This is a genomic window from Sorangiineae bacterium MSr12523 (genome assembly GCA_037157775.1).
In the GTDB taxonomy this organism is placed as follows: Bacteria; Myxococcota_A; Polyangia; order Polyangiales; family Polyangiaceae; genus Pendulispora; species Pendulispora brunnea.
In genome coordinates, this window is sequence record CP089982.1 from 11,832,569 (window position 1) to 11,850,193 (window position 17,625).

Annotated in this window: 12 protein-coding genes; 8 read left to right on the top strand and 4 right to left on the bottom strand. The window is 65.6% G+C overall.

What is annotated here, in order from left to right:
• Nucleotides 1–32 precede the first annotated feature (32 nt).
• Nucleotides 33–623: a TlpA family protein disulfide reductase gene (locus tag LZC95_46640; GenBank protein ID WXA93921.1), complete on the top strand. Its 591-nt coding sequence runs from the start codon at nt 33–35 to the stop codon at nt 621–623.
• Nucleotides 624–764: 141 nt separating this feature from the next.
• Here LZC95_46640 and LZC95_46645 read toward each other — a convergent pair whose 3' ends face one another.
• A complete protein-coding gene (locus LZC95_46645) occupies nt 765–1,601 on the bottom strand; it encodes an ABC transporter ATP-binding protein (protein ID WXA93922.1) in 837 nt (278 codons plus the stop codon).
• Nucleotides 1,602–1,738: 137 nt separating this feature from the next.
• On the opposite strand from LZC95_46645, the gene LZC95_46650 reads away from it, so the two are divergent.
• The 7 genes from LZC95_46650 to LZC95_46680 all read left to right on the top strand — a co-directional run bounded on the left by LZC95_46650 (nt 1,739) and on the right by LZC95_46680 (nt 14,437).
• Nucleotides 1,739–2,395 (top strand): hypothetical protein, encoded by a 657-nt coding sequence (locus LZC95_46650; protein WXA93923.1) that lies wholly within the window; start codon nt 1,739–1,741, stop codon nt 2,393–2,395.
• A gap of 201 nt (nt 2,396–2,596) precedes the next feature.
• Nucleotides 2,597–3,265, top strand: coding sequence for a sigma-70 family RNA polymerase sigma factor (locus tag LZC95_46655; GenBank protein ID WXA93924.1), 669 nt, complete (start codon nt 2,597–2,599; stop codon nt 3,263–3,265).
• Nucleotides 3,266–3,273: 8 nt separating this feature from the next.
• Complete coding sequence (locus tag LZC95_46660; GenBank protein ID WXA93925.1) at nt 3,274–4,176, top strand: zf-HC2 domain-containing protein; 903 nt, start codon at nt 3,274–3,276, stop codon at nt 4,174–4,176.
• A 313-nt stretch (nt 4,177–4,489) separates the two neighbouring features.
• The gene (locus LZC95_46665) at nt 4,490–6,514 is read left to right on the top strand and encodes a hypothetical protein (protein ID WXA93926.1); all 2,025 of its coding nucleotides are present in this window, start codon (nt 4,490–4,492) and stop codon (nt 6,512–6,514) included.
• 206 nt (nt 6,515–6,720) lie between these two features.
• Entirely contained in the window at nt 6,721–10,476 is a 3,756-nt protein-coding gene (locus tag LZC95_46670; protein WXA93927.1) for a hypothetical protein, read from the top strand.
• Nucleotides 10,473–11,021: a DUF1318 domain-containing protein gene (locus LZC95_46675; GenBank protein ID WXA93928.1), complete on the top strand. Its 549-nt coding sequence runs from the start codon at nt 10,473–10,475 to the stop codon at nt 11,019–11,021. Before LZC95_46670 ends, LZC95_46675 begins: the two co-directional genes overlap by 4 nt.
• Nucleotides 11,015–14,437 (top strand): hypothetical protein, encoded by a 3,423-nt coding sequence (locus tag LZC95_46680; GenBank protein ID WXA93929.1) that lies wholly within the window; start codon nt 11,015–11,017, stop codon nt 14,435–14,437. Before LZC95_46675 ends, LZC95_46680 begins: the two co-directional genes overlap by 7 nt.
• On the opposite strand, the gene LZC95_46685 is transcribed toward LZC95_46680, so the two are convergent.
• The 3 genes from LZC95_46685 to LZC95_46695 are packed head-to-tail and all read right to left on the bottom strand — an operon-like array spanning nt 14,424 to nt 17,582.
• The gene (locus tag LZC95_46685) at nt 14,424–15,311 is read right to left on the bottom strand and encodes a hypothetical protein (protein ID WXA93930.1); all 888 of its coding nucleotides are present in this window, start codon (nt 15,309–15,311) and stop codon (nt 14,424–14,426) included. The two genes, LZC95_46680 and LZC95_46685, sit on opposite strands and share 14 nt — an antisense overlap.
• A 1-nt stretch (nt 15,312) precedes the next feature.
• Nucleotides 15,313–16,788, bottom strand: a complete 1,476-nt coding sequence (locus LZC95_46690) for an aldehyde dehydrogenase (protein ID WXA93931.1) — start codon at nt 16,786–16,788, stop codon at nt 15,313–15,315.
• Nucleotides 16,785–17,582: an acetoacetate decarboxylase family protein gene (locus LZC95_46695; GenBank protein ID WXA93932.1), complete on the bottom strand. Its 798-nt coding sequence runs from the start codon at nt 17,580–17,582 to the stop codon at nt 16,785–16,787. The genes LZC95_46690 and LZC95_46695 overlap by 4 nt, the downstream gene beginning before the upstream one ends.
• Nucleotides 17,583–17,625: the final 43 nt, after the last annotated feature.

Genomic DNA, 17,625 nt, shown 5'->3' on the forward strand with positions numbered 1-17,625 from the left:
GGGTGCATGCTAACCGTAGAAGCACGAAAGCCATGACGATGTCGGCCGAGAAGACCCGAACCGCGCGCGCAACACCTGGTGGGGGCGGAAACAGCATTTACCATTCGGTGGCCATCGCCGTGATGGTCGTTGGTGTCATTCTGGGCTTCGCCGTGCTGCCGCGCTGGTTTCGCGCGTCGGAGGGCGGGGCGCTTTCGGGTAAGCCGGGACCGGATTTCCAGCTCGAGCTCGTTGCCAATGCACCGCAGATGGGCCAGCGCACGCTCGCCTTGAACGAGTACAAAGGCAAAGCCGTCGTGCTCGATTTTTGGGCCACGTGGTGCGGCCCCTGCCAGGCGCAATCGCCCGTGCTCGACAAGCTCGCGCACCGTTACGAGAGCCAGGGCGTAGCCGTGGTCGGCATCAACACCAGCGACGCCCCCGGCGCCGCCGCCAAGTGGGCGCGCTCGCACCAGATCACCTACCCCATCGTCTTCGACGACGAGGGCGAGACCTCGCATGCTTACGGCGTGAGCAACCTGCCCACGCTGGTCATCCTCTCGCGCGAGGGCAAGGTCGTCGCCGTCCGCGAAGGCTTCACCGATGCCTCCGAGCTCGAGTCGATCCTCAAGCGCGTGCTGTAAGAAGAAGATGGTCGAACCGCCAAGGCGCCAAGAACGCCAAGGGGTTGGAGGTTCGTGAAGCAGCGCGTTTTTCTCGGCTGCACCAGCACATCAACGAATCTTGGCGACCTTGGCGTCTTGGCGGTTCGATCCTCTCGAGCTTCAGCGACCGCGCATCGGCAGAAAAAAGCGCATCCCGGTGAGCTCGTTCACGCCGACGTAGAGATCCGTGTCGAAGGTCTCGCGCAGCCGCGCGTACGTCATCACCTCGTCCACCTTGCCCACGGCGAGGAAGCGCCCCGCCTTCATCAACGCCACCCGCGACGCGTACTGCGACGCAATGTTGATGTCGTGCATCACCACCACGCACGCGAGCTTCTGCCGCGCGACCTGCTCCACGAGAAGGTCGTACAGCGCAATTTTATGCCGTACGTCGAAAAATGCAGCCGGCTCGTCGAGAAGCAGCACCCGGGGACGCTGGGCCAGGGCGCGCGCAATCGCGACCCGTTTCTGCTCGCCGCCGCTCAGGGCCAGCACCGGCCGATCTGCAAAGGCAGCCAAATCGCAGCTTTGAATGGCCTCCTCCACGATGCTGACGTCCTCGTCGGTGGCCCGCATCCAGCCGCCCTGGTGGGGGGCCCGGCCCATCATCACCACATCGCGCACGCGGAAACCGAAGGACATTTCCTCGGTCTGCCCGACCACCGCCATCGTGCGGGCCAGCGCTCGCCGATCGTGGGCACCGAGCGGCGTTCCAAAAAGGCGAACCTGCCCGGATGTTGGCTCGAGCGTGCCCGAAAGCACACGAAGCAGCGTACTCTTGCCTGCTCCGTTGGCACCGAGAAGCGCGACGAGCTCTCCTTCGGCCACGGTAAGATCCACGCCATCGAGAACGGGAGGCGAAAACGAGCCTTTCGGAGCCTTCTGTGGATAGCTTGCGCAAACAGCAACGGCCTCGAGCGCCGGTGACGTCAATTCCTCGCCCCGATTCGTCCACATCAAGGTACGCTCTTCACAGCAGGACTTATCTTAATACCAGTGCCCGAACTCATCCCCAATCGGTATGGGGGTGAGCCGATTGAGGGTTGAAGTTTTCTCCCTTTTTTTCCAAACCGTAGACGGAGGCAGCGTCAATCGTGGACACCAAGCCCGAGACAAGCTCGCAAACCGCCGAGAACGTGCAACCGTCCCCGGACCGGCAGCGGCGCGTGATCAAGCGGTATTCGAACCGCAAGTTGTATGACACCAAGGACAGTCGCTACGTCACGCTGCTGCAAATCGCCGAAATGGTGCGCACCGGTGAGGACGTGCAAATCATCGACAACACGTCGAAAGAAGATCTGACCGAGGTCACCCTCGCGCAGATCATCTACGAGGAGCAGAAAGCTCACGCGCGCAACGTGCCGCTCCAGACACTCAAGGAGCTCATTCACTCGCGCACGGAGAAGGTGCTCTCGGATTTGCGCGAAGGTCCGATTGGCCGCCTCATTCCGGTGCCGAAGGGCAAGACGGAAGGCGAGGTCGAAGCGGCGGCGGAGACCCCCGAGCGCCCCGTCGAAGAGGCCCACGCGTCCAAGCCAAGCCTCGTCGACCAGGCGAAGGAAACGCTGGAAGAGTGGCAGCACAAAATCGACGAACGCATCCGCGCCGTTCTGCCGAGCATCACGCCGTGGGAGCAGCTCACCAACGAAGTGCGCCGCCTCGGCCAACGGATTGAAGAGCTCGAGAAGAAATTGAAGAGCACGCCATCCAAGAGCGAGAACGGCAACAGCGAAAACAAGGATGTAAAATAACGTTTAGGGTGGGGCGTACAGGGAGCCACCTCGGGTTGCCGTGCTTACTGTGCGGCCTGTGCAGGCAAGCGCAGAGACTTCCAGGTTTGCGCAGGTTTTCGCGGGTTTGCACGTGTTTGGGGTGTCTGCGGGTTTTGCCGGAATCGTAGGGAATACCTCACGGATACCCCCTGTTGGCCTCGAGTGAAGGGACGCTCCACCATGTCGGCTTTCGCGGCGGAAGACGAAAAGTTCAAAGATTCCGATTCTTTTACCGAAGAGACGCTGTCTCATCTGGACGCGATGTATGCCGTCGCGTGCCGCCTGACGCGAAATCCAACGGAAGCGGAAGACCTCGTACAGGACACGATGGTCAAAGCCATGCGGGCCCGCGACCAGTTCCGCGCGGGTACCAACTTGAAAGCGTGGCTCTTCCGTATTCTGACCAACACGTTCATCAACAAGTACCGCCGAGGCGGCTTGGAGCGTGCTCTGTTCGACGGGCCGGATGCCGACCCGCTGGCGGATGGATGGGTGAGCGCGTCAACGATGCGTCAACTTCGCGATCCGGAGCAGATCGCCCTGATGCCCATCGTGGAGGGCGAGGTTCGTACCGCCCTGGACAAGCTGCCCGCCGAGTTTCGGTTGGCCGTGGTTTTGTGCGACGTCGAGGAGTTCTCGTACGAAGAGATCGCCGACATCATGGGCTGCCCGATTGGCACGGTCATGAGCCGGCTGCATCGCGGTCGAAAGCTTCTTCAACGTGCCCTCTATGGACACGCGTTGGCTTTGGGTATCGTCAAGGGTGAGGACAGTGTCGGAACTGCGTCCGAAGAGTCGGCGCCGACCGATCTTGCGACCTATCGAGCGAAGAGGCGCAAAGCCGGATGATGACCGCCATGAGCACCACGCATTGCACGCAGTTCAGTCACCTGTTGGGCGCCTACATCGATGGCGAATTGGAGCCATCCCGGGTTCTCGAAGTGGACGAGCACGTCGCCAGCTGCGAGACGTGCCGAGAGCGTGTGCAGCTCGATCATGCCGTTCGCGGTTCGCTCAAGCGCATCGTGAAGGCGTCAGCGCCGGAGGGACTGCGTTCCCGCGTGGCCTTGGCCATGGCGGCGGAACGAGAGCGCGGTGAGCGTCGCGCGGATGCGCAGGCGGGATTCTTCGGCAGCCGCCGAACGAGTGTTGCCCCCGCAGGCCGAGGAGATACAGGCCGAGAAACAGGAATGATGTGGCGTGCGGCATTGCCGCTCGCGAGCGCTGCGGCGTTGGCCGTGGTGTGGGGCGTTGCCACGCGCGGGCCGATGAGCAAAAGCACGACGAGCGACAAGGTGTCGGCGGGGCTGGCCAGCGATTCGTTGATTCAAGATTTGGTGGCGGAGCATTCGCAGCCGCTGCCGCCCGAGAGCACGGATCCGAAGGCCGTGCGCGATCTGGAACGCTACGTTGGGGTTCCTGTTCGTCCGACGAGCTTCGAGAAGCGCACCGGTGCGCGCTTGGTCGGCGGGCGTGTGCTGCCGATGATGCACCATGAGCGTGCGGCCATGCTGACGTACCAGATTGGTACGGGCGCGGACGAGCGCCGGGTCAGCGTCTTCGTCTACGATCCGCGACACATCCAGATGGACGCGGAGGAGTTGATGCCGCGTGCGGTGGGCACGGCGCAGGTGCGCGTGGGGAAGTTCAATCGGTACTCGCTCGCGGTCACACAGGCGGACGGCGTGGGGTATGCGGTGGTGACGACGGATCTCGATACGGATCGCAGTGCGCAGTTGGCGGCTTTCGCCGACGAATAGCAAGTCCCCCCCTCCCCGGCCCTCCCCCCCGAGGGGGAGGGAGCAAGAATGGGTTAAGAGGGGTCAGGATTAAGAAAGCATTAATACGCAAGGCGTCGGGCCGAGGGCCGCGGCGCTTTTGCCGTTTGTCCCTTGCGGGTGCGTAGGTTCGTATCCAGCTTTCCCGTGCCGAACGAAAGAGTACCCCGTCACCGCGAGATGGCTCGCGTAAGGCGCAATTCGCCCGAAGCCGGCGGGCTGCGTTGAAAGTCGGCCGCGGCAAGCCGCGGACCTCCGGGGAAGACCTTTCGTTCTGCGGAAAGGAGCACCAGCCATGCTGGCGCTTGGAGAGCTGTATTTCGTCTTGGGCGTAGGTTTCGTCCTCTTCGTCTTTCTCGTGGTCGCATTGGGTATACGGGTCATTCCGAACAATCGAATTGGAATCGTGGAGAAGCGCTGGAGTGAGCGCGGCTCGGTCAAACAAGGATTCATCGCGCTGGCGGGAGAAGCGGGTTTTCAGCCTGCGGTGCTGCGCGGCGGTGTCCACTACCTCAATCCATTCCAATACCGCGTTCATCGCGTGCCGCTGGTGACCATTCCGCAGGGCAAAATCGGATACCTCTTCGCGCGCGACGGCGAGCCGCTCGGCCCGACGCAAACCTTGGCCAGCAATGCCACGGCCGACGACTTCCAGGATGCGGCGGCGTTCCTCAAGAACGGCGGACAACGCGGCCCGCAGCGCAAAATCCTGCGTGAGGGCACGTACGCCATCAACCTGGCGCAGTTCGTGGTCATCACCGAGACGCAGCTTCATTACCTGCCGCTGTCGGGCGACGAGCTCGCGCCGTTTCAGCAAATGGCGCAAACCATCGGCGCGCGCGGCGGCTTCGCGCCGGTGGTCATCAAGGGCGCCGACGACTTGCTCGGCGTCGTCACCGTGCACGACGGCCCCTCGCTGGCGCAGGGTCAGATCATCGCGCCCGTCATGGGCGACGACCCGCACCAGCCTTCGACGTACCACAACAAGTTCCAAGATCCAGAGCGGTTCCTCGCCAGCGGCGGCCTTCGCGGGCGGCAGCTGCAGGTGCTCGTCGAGGGCACGTACTACATCAACCGGCTCTTCGCGACGGTGGAGATGATCCCGAAAACGGTGGTCGAAGTGGGCACCGTAGGCGTGGTCGTCTCGTACACCGGCGAGTCGGGCAGCGACATCTCCGGCTCCGAGTACAAGCACGGAGAGCTCGTACGCAAGGGCGAGCGCGGCGTATGGAACGAGCCGCTCTTGCCGGGCAAGTACGCGTTCAACCTGTACGCGGGCAAGGTCATTCAAGTGCCCACGACGAACTTCATCCTGAAGTGGAACCGCGCGCAGTCGGGCTCGCACAAGTTCGACGAGAACCTCTCCGAGGTGTCGCTCATCACGCGCGACGCCTTCGAGCCTTCGCTGCCGCTCAGCGTGGTCGTGCACATCGATTACCGCAAGGCACCGCTGGTCATCCAGCGCTTCGGTGACATCAAGCGGCTCGTCGAGCAGACCTTGGACCCGATGGTGGCGGCCTACTTCAAGAACATCGCGCAGCGGCGCACCATCATCGAGCTGCTGCAAGAGCGCGCCGAGATTCAGAACTCGGCCGCCTTGGAGATGAAGGAGAAGTTCGCGCGCTACAACCTCGAGCTCGAGGAGGTGCTCATCGGAACGCCCACGTCGGGCCACGATGGCCACTCGATCGAGCAGATCCTCGCGCAACTCCGCTCGCGGCAGATTGCCGAGGAACAGGTGGAAACGTACGCGCGGCAGGAAAAGGCCGCCGTCAAGGAGCGCGAGCTCCGCGAGGCGGAAGCGCGTGCCAAGCAGCAGACACGCATCACCGAAAGCGAGCTCGGAATCACCGTGGAGACCAACGAAGGCCGTGCGGCGTACCAACGCTCACTGCAGCAGGCGGAGCAGATTCGATGTCTGGCGCAGGCCGAAGCCGACAAGATTCGCGTCTACGCCGAGGCCCAGGCCGAGAAGGAGGCGCGCATCGGTGTCGCGCAGGCCATCGCCACCGAGGAACAGGTCCGCGCCTACGGCGGGCCGAAGTTCCAGCTCACGCAGCAGGTGATGAAGGATTTCGCCAAGGCCATCGCCGACGCGAAGGTGGATGTCGTGCCCCGCGTGGTGGTCGGCGGGCACGGAGGACCGAACGGCACCAACGGCGGAGGCGGCCCGAGCCTGCTCGAGGGGCTCCTCACCTTGATGCTGTCGGATCGCCTCGGGGGTGGCGGGCTGACGGCAAGCCTCGGGGCGAGCCGGCCGCAAGCGGTCGAGCTGCGCAAGGCCATCGAAATGGGGCTCAAGAAGGACGCGGTAGACTAGCGCGCCACGCGCTCGTACTCCTGTTCGCTTGCGGGCGCGAACGACGTTCAAGTTGATTCGCGCCCGCGGATTCCCTGCTAGGAAGAACCGAGTAGAGTACGCATGAGGCCCGGGGGTGGCTCAGCGGAATACGCATGCGCAGAAGTGTCCCCGTCGCATACGAGTCTCGGTTTCGCACGCGACGATGGCGGTGGATACGACGCGCGTTGATCGCACTCGTGGCGGTCCTCGCGCTCGTGCCCACCGTCGCTTTTGGTCTGGTCCACAGCCTGGATCGTCCTTGGGTCAAGGTGCGCGTGCAGACGCTCGTGCATTCGATGGCGGGGCTCGACATCGACTACGACACCGCCCGGGTCCAAGTCCTGAGCGGGATCGCGATCGAGGGCTTGGTTCTGCGCTCCCCTCCCGCGCTCCGTGGCATCGCCCCCGAGCTCGCGCGCATCGGACGGCTCGAGGCAGGCTGGTCCACGTCGCTCTTCACGGGGCGCGGGCGCCGCGTCGAGCATGTTGCACTGTCGGACGTCGCGGTGACGGTGGCGCTCGATGAAAACGGCAACACGTCGTTCGACGCGCTCTTCCCACCGGACCCCGCGGCGCCGCCGAAGAAAGCGACCCCGCTCTCGCACCGAGGGCGCGATCTCGAAGCGCTGCTGCCTCTGTTGCCGGACGCCGACGTGAGCGGCTTCTCCTCCGTCGTCGTGCGCACCGAGCAGGGGAAAGAGCGGGATCGAATCACGGTGCGCGGCGTGGAGCTCCATGTCCGTGCGGAGTCCGAGGGCGGATGGCGTCTGCGCGCCAACATGGGCGCCCAACCGACGCCGCTCGAATTGGATGTGGCGCGTCAGCTCGCGGGCGTCGTGTCGGGCGACGCGCACGGGCGCCTGTGGCTTACGGCGGACCTCACGCCGTCCGAGGTCTCCGCCGTGATCGACCTCGAGGTGCCGTCGCAAACGTTCGTCTCGGGCCTCGGCGCCGGGCACGCCCTTCATGCCGAAGCCACGGCGCGCTTCGATCCCGCCGCGGGAAAGACGAACCTCGGGCTCGCGCACACGTCGGCCGCGGGCGGCGGCGCGACCGCCGAGGCCGCGATCGAGCTTCCGGACAGCGGGATGCCGTTCATTCGCCACGCGCAGGGAGACGTCGATTTCGTGCGGCTCTTGGAAATCGTTCCGAGCGATCTCCTGGGAGTGCGCGCGAACCTCGGGCGCGGGAAGCTTCATTACCGCGTCGACGGCCTCGCGACGAATGCGCTGCCGCGTTTGAACGAGGGGGCCGAGGTGATCCTCGACGCCGATCTCGCAGACGCCAAGATTTCCCAAGCGGGCGCCGATGTCGACGTGGGGCTCGCGAAATGCTCCGCACGGGTCGTGCCCGCCGCCGATGCGAGCATCCACGTGAAGGCCTCGTTCGCGATCGACCGCACCAAGGTCACCGCCGGCCGCAGCGGCGTCCATGCCAAGGACGTCGCCCTCGACGTCGAGGCCGCGCAGGCCAAGGACGGCGCATTGACCGGGCGCGCGGGGCTCACCTTCGCGGATTGGAACGTCGAGACGTCGGGTGCTTCGGGTGCGCCGCTGCTGGCCGCGCTCGGCGGGAACCTCGGCCTGCGCTTCGAGAAGCTCGCCGTGAGCCCGGAGGATCCGCTCGCGAGCCGCGGCGATGTCGCCGTGACGAGCGAGATCGGCTCACTCGCGCTGCGCTCGGCGGGAACGCGGACGACCCTCGAGCGGATCGCCTTTCGTGCGCAGACCTCCCTGGCAGGGCACGCGCCGTACACCCTCGAGACCGACGCGCGCACCGAGACGCTGCGGATCGAGCAGGGAGGCCGGCCGCTTGCGCGCGTGCCGGTGCACGTGGCGGCGCGAATCGACGGAGCCGCACCCGATCTCGACCATCCGAGTGCAAGCCGCGGGTCCGCACACGTCGCCGCCGATCTGGGCAACGTTCACGTGCAGCTCGATGCCACGAAGGCAGGCGATTCGCTGGATTACTCCCTCGATTCGAAGGCACCGAACTTGGAGGCCGTGCGTCCGTTCTTACCGGCGGACATCGCGAAGAAGGTGCCGTGGGAACGCATGGCCATCGCGCTTCAATCGCACGGACGCGTGCAGCGGATCGCTTCGGAGGCGCCGTCGATCGAGCAGCACACCGAAATCGATGTCGCACGACCCGCGTTCGAGCGCATCGCCGCACACGCGGCCAAAGTCGTGCTCGACTCGAAGGGCACGCTCATGCACCCGACCCTGGACGCGGACCTGCGTTTCGAGCGGCTGGCCTTCGATGGCGCGAACCCGAGCGACGATCACGTGTCGCTCGCCGCCACCCTCGATCGCGAGGCTTCCTCGCTGAACCTGCGGCTGGCCGCCGAGGGCCGCGCGCAAGCGAAGCTCGAGGCCGCGCTCGGCTTCGACCGTGCGCGGCGTGCGGTGACGTACGACGTCCATGCGAACGTCGGACGCCTGTCGCCGCTCGCACCGTTGGCGTCCGTGGCGGCCGGTCTGAGGGGCGTCGATCTCTCGAAGCTCGAATTGGCACTCGCCGCACGGGGCACGCTGGCCGGCGTGGTTTCCGATGTGGACCGCAACGGCGGGCTCCGTCTCGAACGGACACCATTGCAAACGGCGGCCCTCGACGGGACGCTCGATGTGCGCGGCAAGCACATCGCGTGGAGCGGCGGAGACACCGCATTCTCCGCGCCCGAGATCGCGCTATCCGCCAAGGTTCGCACCCAGGGCGCGCGGCGCATCGTCGAAGGCCAACTCGAGGGCGACGAGATCCACGTGGCGAGCGGCCGGCGCGACTTCGTCGTGGCGGGTCTGCACGATGAGCTCACCGCGACCATCGAAGGCCAGCTCACCGAACCCGATCTCGAGCTCACCTCGCGGATGTCCGTGCGCGCCCTCAAGCAGGACATCGCGCCGATGTACCCCATCGGCGATGCGACATTGAACCTCACCGCCCGCCGCAGCCGCGACGGCATCGTTCGCGTGCCCCACCTCGAAATCGCGAACGGCGCCGGCGGGACCACGCTCTCCCTTCGGGGCGCGTTCGACCCCAGCGAAAGCCAGCGCCGTTTGGAGCTGGGCGGTAGCCTGCGGCAAGATCTCGCCCGGATGTCCAACACGCCGGCCGTCCTCGCGGCGAGCGGCACGACCCATGTCACCTTTCGTGTCGAGTCCCCGAACCTCGCGACCTTTCGTGTGATCGCCGACACGCAAGTCGAAGGGGCAAGCCTTCGCATGCCGCGTTCCGGCATCATCGTGGAAGGCGTCGATGGCGAGGTCCCGGTCACCCTCGCGCTGCGCGTCAGCGAAAAGGGACTGCGCTTGCTGCGCGAAGATCGGGACAATCCCTATTCGTCACTCCGCTTTTCGGATCAACATCCGCTCCTCAGCCGCGGCAGTTTCATTTCCATTCGCCGGCTGACCCTTCCGCAAGTCACGATTGCCCCGTTGGTGGGCAATCTTCAAGTCGAGCAAAACATCATATCGCTCCGGCAATTCGAAATGGGGATCCGTGAAGGGCATATCACCGGCTTGTGCGCGCTCGATTGGAACGGCGAGAATTCGACCCTCAACATGCATGTCCGCGCCGATGGCGTGAAGTCCTCGCGCGGCGAGCCCTTTTCCGGAAGCGCGGCACTCCAGATTTCCGCCGGAGAGCACAGCATCGAAGGGCGCGCGGACATCCTTCAAATTGGCAAACGGCACTTTCTCGATCTTCTCGAGCTCCAGGATCCGTTCCATGCCGATCCGTCGATCAACCGGATCCGCAGTGCGCTCAGCCTCGGGTATCCCGATCGCCTGCGCGTCACGTTCAATCATGGTTTCGCGAGCGTCCACGTCACCTTCGGCGGTCTTGCCCGCATCGTGAGTGTGGGCGACATTCGCGGAATCGCCATGGGGCCGCTCATCGATCGGTACCTTGCACCCGTCATCTTCTCTTCGAAGAAAGAGCCATGATTCGCGTCCCCGTTTTTGCATCCTTCGTGTTTTGCGCGTTCGCGTCCATCGGCTGCTTCGGTGCGCCGGAATTCGTCACGGTCGATCGCGCAACCGCGCTCGAACAACAGGCCGCGGGCTCTTTTCCGGACTTGGAACGCAAGCTCAATCGCGCGAGCATCACCCCGCGGCCGGTCCCGCTGACGCCGAAACAATTCGAGGCGCTCGGGATCAAACCGATTCGGTTCGTCGACACCACGGAAATGACGGACGCCGATCTCGTCGATGGGCTCTTGGTGCAACATTGCATTGGGGAGGGGCGCGACGGTCTTCTCGTCGATACGCATAGCGCGTGCATTGGCGCCGCCGACCACGAGGATGCGCTCGAACTCGTGCAGCGCGTGAACGGGGCGCGGATCCAACTTTGGCGCTGGATGCACGAACAGCGGCCCGCCGTTTCGGCGGAGGAACTGCGGCGCACCTGGCGCGAGGTGCATCTCCGCGGTGTGGTCTGCGGCGGATGGGTCCAGGTGGGACCGGAGCAATGGGAGGCCAAGCGATGCTGAACCTTCGCCACGTGCTCATGGTGGCGATGGCGTTGGTCGCGTTGGCGGTCGCGGGGGGCGCGCGCGCGCAAGACGAGGAAAAGAACGCGATACGCCGTCCGGAGCGGCTCACGGTGGGCACCGATGATCAATTCCTGGGTCAGCTCGCGGCGAATGGGAAAGACCTCTACTTCGTCTCCAATCGCCATACCGTGAACGAGATTTATGTCGAGAACATCGAGAGCGGGCGCTCGCACGTTCTCTTCGACGAAGGCGCGGAGGTCACCTGGCCGCGGGTGAGCCCGGACGGAAAATCGATTCTTTATCTTTCGTACAGCCAGCACGCGACCGGGCAATTGTGCGTGCGTGATTTGCCCTCGGGCGAGAAGCGACGCTGCCTCGGTGGATCGGCGGCCGTGCTCTTGGCCGAGTGGATCGATTCGAAGCGCATCGTCGCCATCGTTCGCCAAACCATCGCGGGGGATTTGCGTGCCCTCGAGGTGACCGTCGAACGGAATCTTGCCCCGCACCGGTTCCTCGGGAGCAACTTGGCGAACCCCACGGTGTCGCCCGATGGGCGATGGCTCGTCTACGTGCCCCTCGAACGTGCGAGCGAGCGGGTCGGCCCGGCATTTCGGGCGCATGCGGGGCGGCGGCTCGAAGCCGTTCGCATCGACGCTCCGGGCACACCGGTGGCCATCCAGATCGACGTTCCTGGCCTCACCGGTCAGCCGGTCTTTTCCAAAGATGGGCGCGCACTGTATTTCGTCCAGTTCTTCGCCGATTCGAACCACGATGGCGTGGTCGACGCCGACGACAACGGTGTGCTTTTTCGGGTCCCCCTTTCCTTCGGCCCGGATGGCCGCGGCGCCTTGACGGCGGGACCGGCGGTCCAAATCACCGATGAAGCGTGGAATTGCCAGTACCCGGCGCCGACCCGCGACCGCCTGATCATGACGTGCTCGCGCGGAAAGAACCTGGACCTGTACGAATTGCCGCTCGATGGAGAGGTGCCCGCCAATTGGACCTCGGAACGATTGGGCCTCGAAATCGACCTTGCGAGCTCGCGCGCGAAGCTTCAGCTCCTGTACCACCATCGGCTGGCGCGTGCGAAGACGGTCGATGGGCGGCGGTTCATCATGCTGCGCCTCGTACGGCTCCATCTGACGCTCGAGGAGTTCGACGCGGCGGAGTTCTATGCAAAGCGCATCGATGCGATGGACGATACCGAAAGCGATGCGCTCTCCCAATCGCTGCTGGTGCTCATCGAGCACCGCAAAGCGCTGCGCGAGCGCGAACGGGGGCGGATGTTCCGCGACTTCGACGAGCAGTCGCGCGCGCGCATGAACAAGCTGCCCGTGGTGACGAACGAAAGCCGCGCCGCGGCGGCCATGTCACGGATCGTGCGGAGCGAAATTGCCGATACCATCGGCGACAAGTCGTTGGCGCGCACGGAGCTCGAGGCCACGCCTCTCACCGAGCGAACGGCGCGCGCGGTGCTCGAGGCCTATTACGAGCGCGCCGACGAGCTTTATCGCGAGCTCGACGATCGGGAGGCGCTCGTTGCGGCGTGCCGCCGGCTGGCGACGCGGGAGAAGCTCGCGGTCGACGACCAGCTTCGCTACGCGCGTGCCGCCGTGCGGGCGATGGTGCGCGGGCTCCCCTTCGCCGAGGCCGACGCGAGGCTCGCCCGTGAACGTGCCGCGACCCCCGGCGATTCGGAGCTCGGGTTCGCCATCGATCTCGCGCGCGTTGTGCTCAAGATCCGTCCCGACCACAACGCCCCGGTTCGAAAAGAGCTGCTCGAATTCTACGAAAAGCAGACCAAGGTCGAACGGCACCGCGCCATCGTGCTCGACGCCGTTCAGCGCGCGATCGAACTCGGCGCCGATCCCATCGTCGAAGGGCTCGCGCAGGAGTACATCGACGACGTCAAGCCGGGCACCATCGAGCGGCGCCGCGCGGAACGATTGTACATGCAAGTGATGGTGGGGCGCGCCTTCCGCCGCCGCGCCGCAGGGCGATTGGACGAAGCGCGCGCCGACTTCGAGGCGGTCGCCAAACGAACGGGCGCCTTCGAGGCGGTGGTCGGAGCGATCGATCTGCGCCTTCGCGCGGGGGACAAGCCCGCGGCCATCCAAGCGGACTACGTGGCCATCAAGGATGACGAGGACTCGGAAGCCATCGCGAATTTCGTGGCCGCGTACTTGCTCGCGCGCCAGCTTCCGAAGCTCGAAGGCGAGGCGCACGAGCAGGCCGTGGAGCAGGCCATCGCCGCCTTGATGCGCTCGTGGGACGACTTGAAGAATCAATGCCTCGCCCAATCCTTGTATGGATCGGTGCTTCACGAACGCTACCTCCGCACCGGCGAGCCTGGTGCGGCCGAGCGGGCGGGCACGCATTATCTGGTCGCCCTCGAGCTCGTGGGCAACAATCTCCGCTACCGCGCGATGGCTCTGGGCCAGCTCGGGCTCTTGCACACGCAGGTCGGCAATTATCGGATTGCCCTCGGCTACCTCAAGGACCGCGACAAGCTTCCTTACGCGGACAATTCGGAGGGGTTTGCGGTGCGCAGCGCCAAGGCGCGGGCCCTCCTCCATATCGGGCGCGAGAAAGATGCGGCGACTGCGGCCGAGGAGGCGCTGGCGATGCTCGACCGCCAGCCGAGGCTCGAGCCGTACCGCGTGCTCGCCCTCGACCGCGCGGCGCTCTACAACTTGGCGGCCGACCAATTCGAGCGGGCGCTCGCCCTCTACGATGCGGAGATGCCGCTCGTCGATGCGGATCGCGGACCTTCCGCGGAGCACAATCGCTTCGTCGTGCGCCTCGCGCGCTCGGCGGCGGCGCTCGGGGCCAACAAGCCACAACGCGCGCTCGACGATTTGGCCCATGTCGATCGCGCCATCGACAATGGGAAGTTCACCGAGACATTGACGTGGGCGCACGCAGAGAATGAACAGGTGGTCCGATCGTATCGCTTGATCGCGGCCGGTCTGCGCGCGCGTGCCTCGCAAGGACTGGGGCGGCTTGCCGATGCGGGGCGAGCGCTCGAGACGCGGCGCAAGCTTCTCGAGAAGGAGACGAAGACGGACGACCGCGGAGAAGAAGTGCGCGCGCTCATGCTCGTCGAGGCCCAACTCGCCGACAACGCATTCGAGCGCCGCGATCGCGCACAAGCCGCGGCCGCGCTCGGGAAGGCCCTGCAGCACGCCGATCACCTTCACGATCTCGCCAAAGGTGCCGTCGATACCGATCAACTCGACACGCTGTGGCTGGCCGCGGAGCTGCACACCTTTGCGGGCATTCCGGGCAAGTCCGATGTTCCCAAGCGACTCGATCGGGCCATGACCGAAATGGCCAAGCAAGGCTTGCCTGCATTTCGCAATTACCTGCGCTGGTTCGAGATTTACATGACGCTCGCGGCTACACCGCGGTAGTCGTCCACCCGCCGGCGGGGCGTTCGAACCAGACGTGCGCCTGGCCCGTGCCGACCGAGTTCTCGTAAAGGGAATACGGAACGCCGGGCGCGCGGCATTCGGCACCGCCGACGGCGCCGGACATCATGAGGTAATGGCCAAAGTGCCCCTCGGGAGCGTGCCGCAGGTAGTCGGGCATGAAATCGATGACCTTGCGATGCTCCCCCGTGCGAAGCCACGCGAGCACGCGCTCGTCGGCGGCGCGGGCCTCGGGGCTCGAGATGTTCGCGGGATCCGAAGACTCGCACTGGCGCAACTCTTTGAAGGGCACCATGCGATGGCTGAAGCCACCCGACGCAAGAAGAACGACCCGCCGATCGAGGCCGGCGATGGCCTGGCCAATGAGCTTTCCGAGCAGGAGAAAGTCGTCCGGCGTCGCGGTCTGATTGACGCCCACGGAGATCCAGCGTTCGCCACCGGCGAGGTACGTCCAGAGGTTCACCGTTCCATAAAAGATGGGCAGGAGCGGATCGTCGCACGCCAGGGCCCATGTATCGTCGCGCCCTTTGGCGAGACGCTCGACGGCGAAGGCCAGCTCGGGATCGCCCGGCATGTCATAGGGAATGGCCTTCATGCCGCGCGGAAGCTCGTGCGAGGTGAACAGGCCATGGCGACGCGCGTGCGCCGTGAGAATGTGCTCGAAGGTGACGATCCAATGCGTGTCGAAGACGACGATGGTGTCGGCCTCGAGGCGGTCGAGCACCTCCGTGCGAAGCCGGCGCAGGCCTCCAACGAGAGAAGAGTCTTCTCCGCCGTTGAGGGCGCGGCGTACGGGCTCCGGCAGCATGATGCCCGGTGCGTGCGATACGATGGCGGCGCCTACGATTTCGCCCACGTCAGGCTCCTCCTTCGCCGTTCGCCCACGGTGCGGTGCAGACGTTCTTCACGTCGGCGTAAAAGTCGAAGCTCCAGTTGCCGCCTTCGCGTCCGACGCCCGATTGGCGGGCGCCGCCGAAGGGGGCGCGAAGGTCGCGCACGAAGAAGCAATTGACCCAGATGGTGCCGGCGACGATGCGCTCGGAGACGCGCTCGGCGCGGGCCCGGCTCTGCGTGAAGATGGCCGCGGCCAGGCCGTAGCGGGTGCCATTGGCGAGGGCGATGGCTTCATCCTCGTCGTCGAAAGCCTGCAAGGTGAGGACGGGGCCGAAGACTTCTTCCTGGAGGATCTCGGCGCCGCCGGGGACGTCGACGAAGAGCGTGGGGCGGTAATACAGACCACCGAGTTCCTCGTTGGGGCCTCCGCCGAGTGCGACGCGTGCGCCGCGCCCGATGGCGGTCTGCACGAAGCGGTCGATGCGTGCGACGTGCTCGCGCGCGATTTGCGGGCCGATGTCCGTGGCGGGATCGCGCGGATCGCCTTGGCGAAGGGCGCGGGCGCGCTCGAGGAAGCGCGTGAGAAACGCGTCGTAGACGCGGCGGTGCACGAGCAGGCGGGTGGCGGCGAGGCAGACCTGGCCGGCGTGATCGTATTGGCCGACGGCGTGGGTGACCGCCCGATCGAGATCCGCATCGTCGAAGACGAGAAAGGGTGACTTTCCACCGAGCTCGAACGAGAGGGGCGTCAGGTTGCGCGCGGCCGCGGCGGCGATGGCGCGTGCGGTCTGTGTCGAGCCGGTAAACGAGATGCGATCGACGTCGGGATGGCGCACCAGGGCGGCGCCGGCCTCTTCGCCGAGGCCCTGCACGACGTTGAAGACGCCCGGTGGAAGGCCGGCCTCGTGCGTGATGTCGGCGAGGAGCGAGGCGGTGAGCGGCGACCACTCGGCGGGCTTGAGGACGACGGCCGCGCCGGATGCCAGCGCGGGGGCGATCTTCCACGTGGCCAGCATGAGCGGCGCATTCCACGGGGTGATGAGCGCCACCACGCCGGAGGGCTCCCAGCGCACGTGGTTGCGATGGCCGCGCGTCTCGAAGTCGGGCACCTCGAGGGCGGCGAGGTGGTCGGCGAAGTGATGGAAATTGTGCGCCGCGCGGGGCACGACGCTGCGCTGCATCGAGCGCAAGAGCGGCCCGGCGTCGCGCGTCTCGACGGCGGCAAGCTCCGGGAGGCGACGTTCGATGCCCGCGCCGATGGCGTGCAGCACGCGCGCCCGCTCTTGGGGCGGCGTTCGACCCCACGCGTGAAAGCCTGCCTTGGCGGCGGCGACGGCACGGTCGATTTCGCGACGGCCGCCGCGTGCGACGTGCGCGATGATCGCGCCGTCGATGGGCGATGCATCGTCGAAGACCTGGTCGGATGCGATCCGCTCGCCGCCGATCCAGTGCTCGGTGGATACCTCGACGCCTTCGACGTTCATCGTGCCTCGATTCATTTGATGCGCGTGATGCATGTTCCGCCCTCGAACGTTACGCCAACGCTGCGGTGGTAGCCGGCGATCATCTCGCGCGGTGCGAGGGCAGCGAGCTCCTCGGTCGGAGAGGCCAACAGGTCCAACTCGACGGTGCCGGTCCATGCAGGGCCCAGCTCCACATCGCGTCCCTTCATGGTGACCAACTCGTGCATCGATGCGGGTGCGCCCTGTTCAATCGAGGGCCATGCACGCGTGTGCAGCATGGGCAGCGCATTGACGAAGCCGGTACTCGAGGAAGGCCCCGTGATGGTGAACCGCGCCTCCGCAAGACGGCGACCGCCCGCCGAAAGGGTCGCACCAAACCGGCCGCCCGGCTGCAAACGCGGCCCGGCGCGTCCAACCGTGACCGGCCGGGTCACGTGGATGGCGCCGAGCTTCTTCGGGTAACCCTGGTGCCAGCCGCGGGCGAGCGCAAAGTCCGAATCGACCCAGATGTACACGCAGCGCGAATACAGCTGCCCGCGAAAGACGCAGCGCACGACCGCGAAGCACTCCTTGTATTGCGCACGCACTGGATCGAGTAGCTCTTCGAACGAATCGGAGCAGGACTGCCAGTCGGCCCAGATGAGGGCGACCGCGCCGGGATCTTCCGGCGCCAACTCGATACCATCGGGCAGTAATGCCGCCACGCGTTCCGGATCCGTTCGATACTCGACCGTGAGCAGCTCGCCCGAATAATGCCACGGCGGCGGCCGAACCACGGCAGCGCGACCTTCGGGGGAGGACGGCGGCAAGAATCCTTGAAGCGTGGCCATGGCTGGCAGTATAAACTGATTCGGTACCAAATCAATTGGAGGC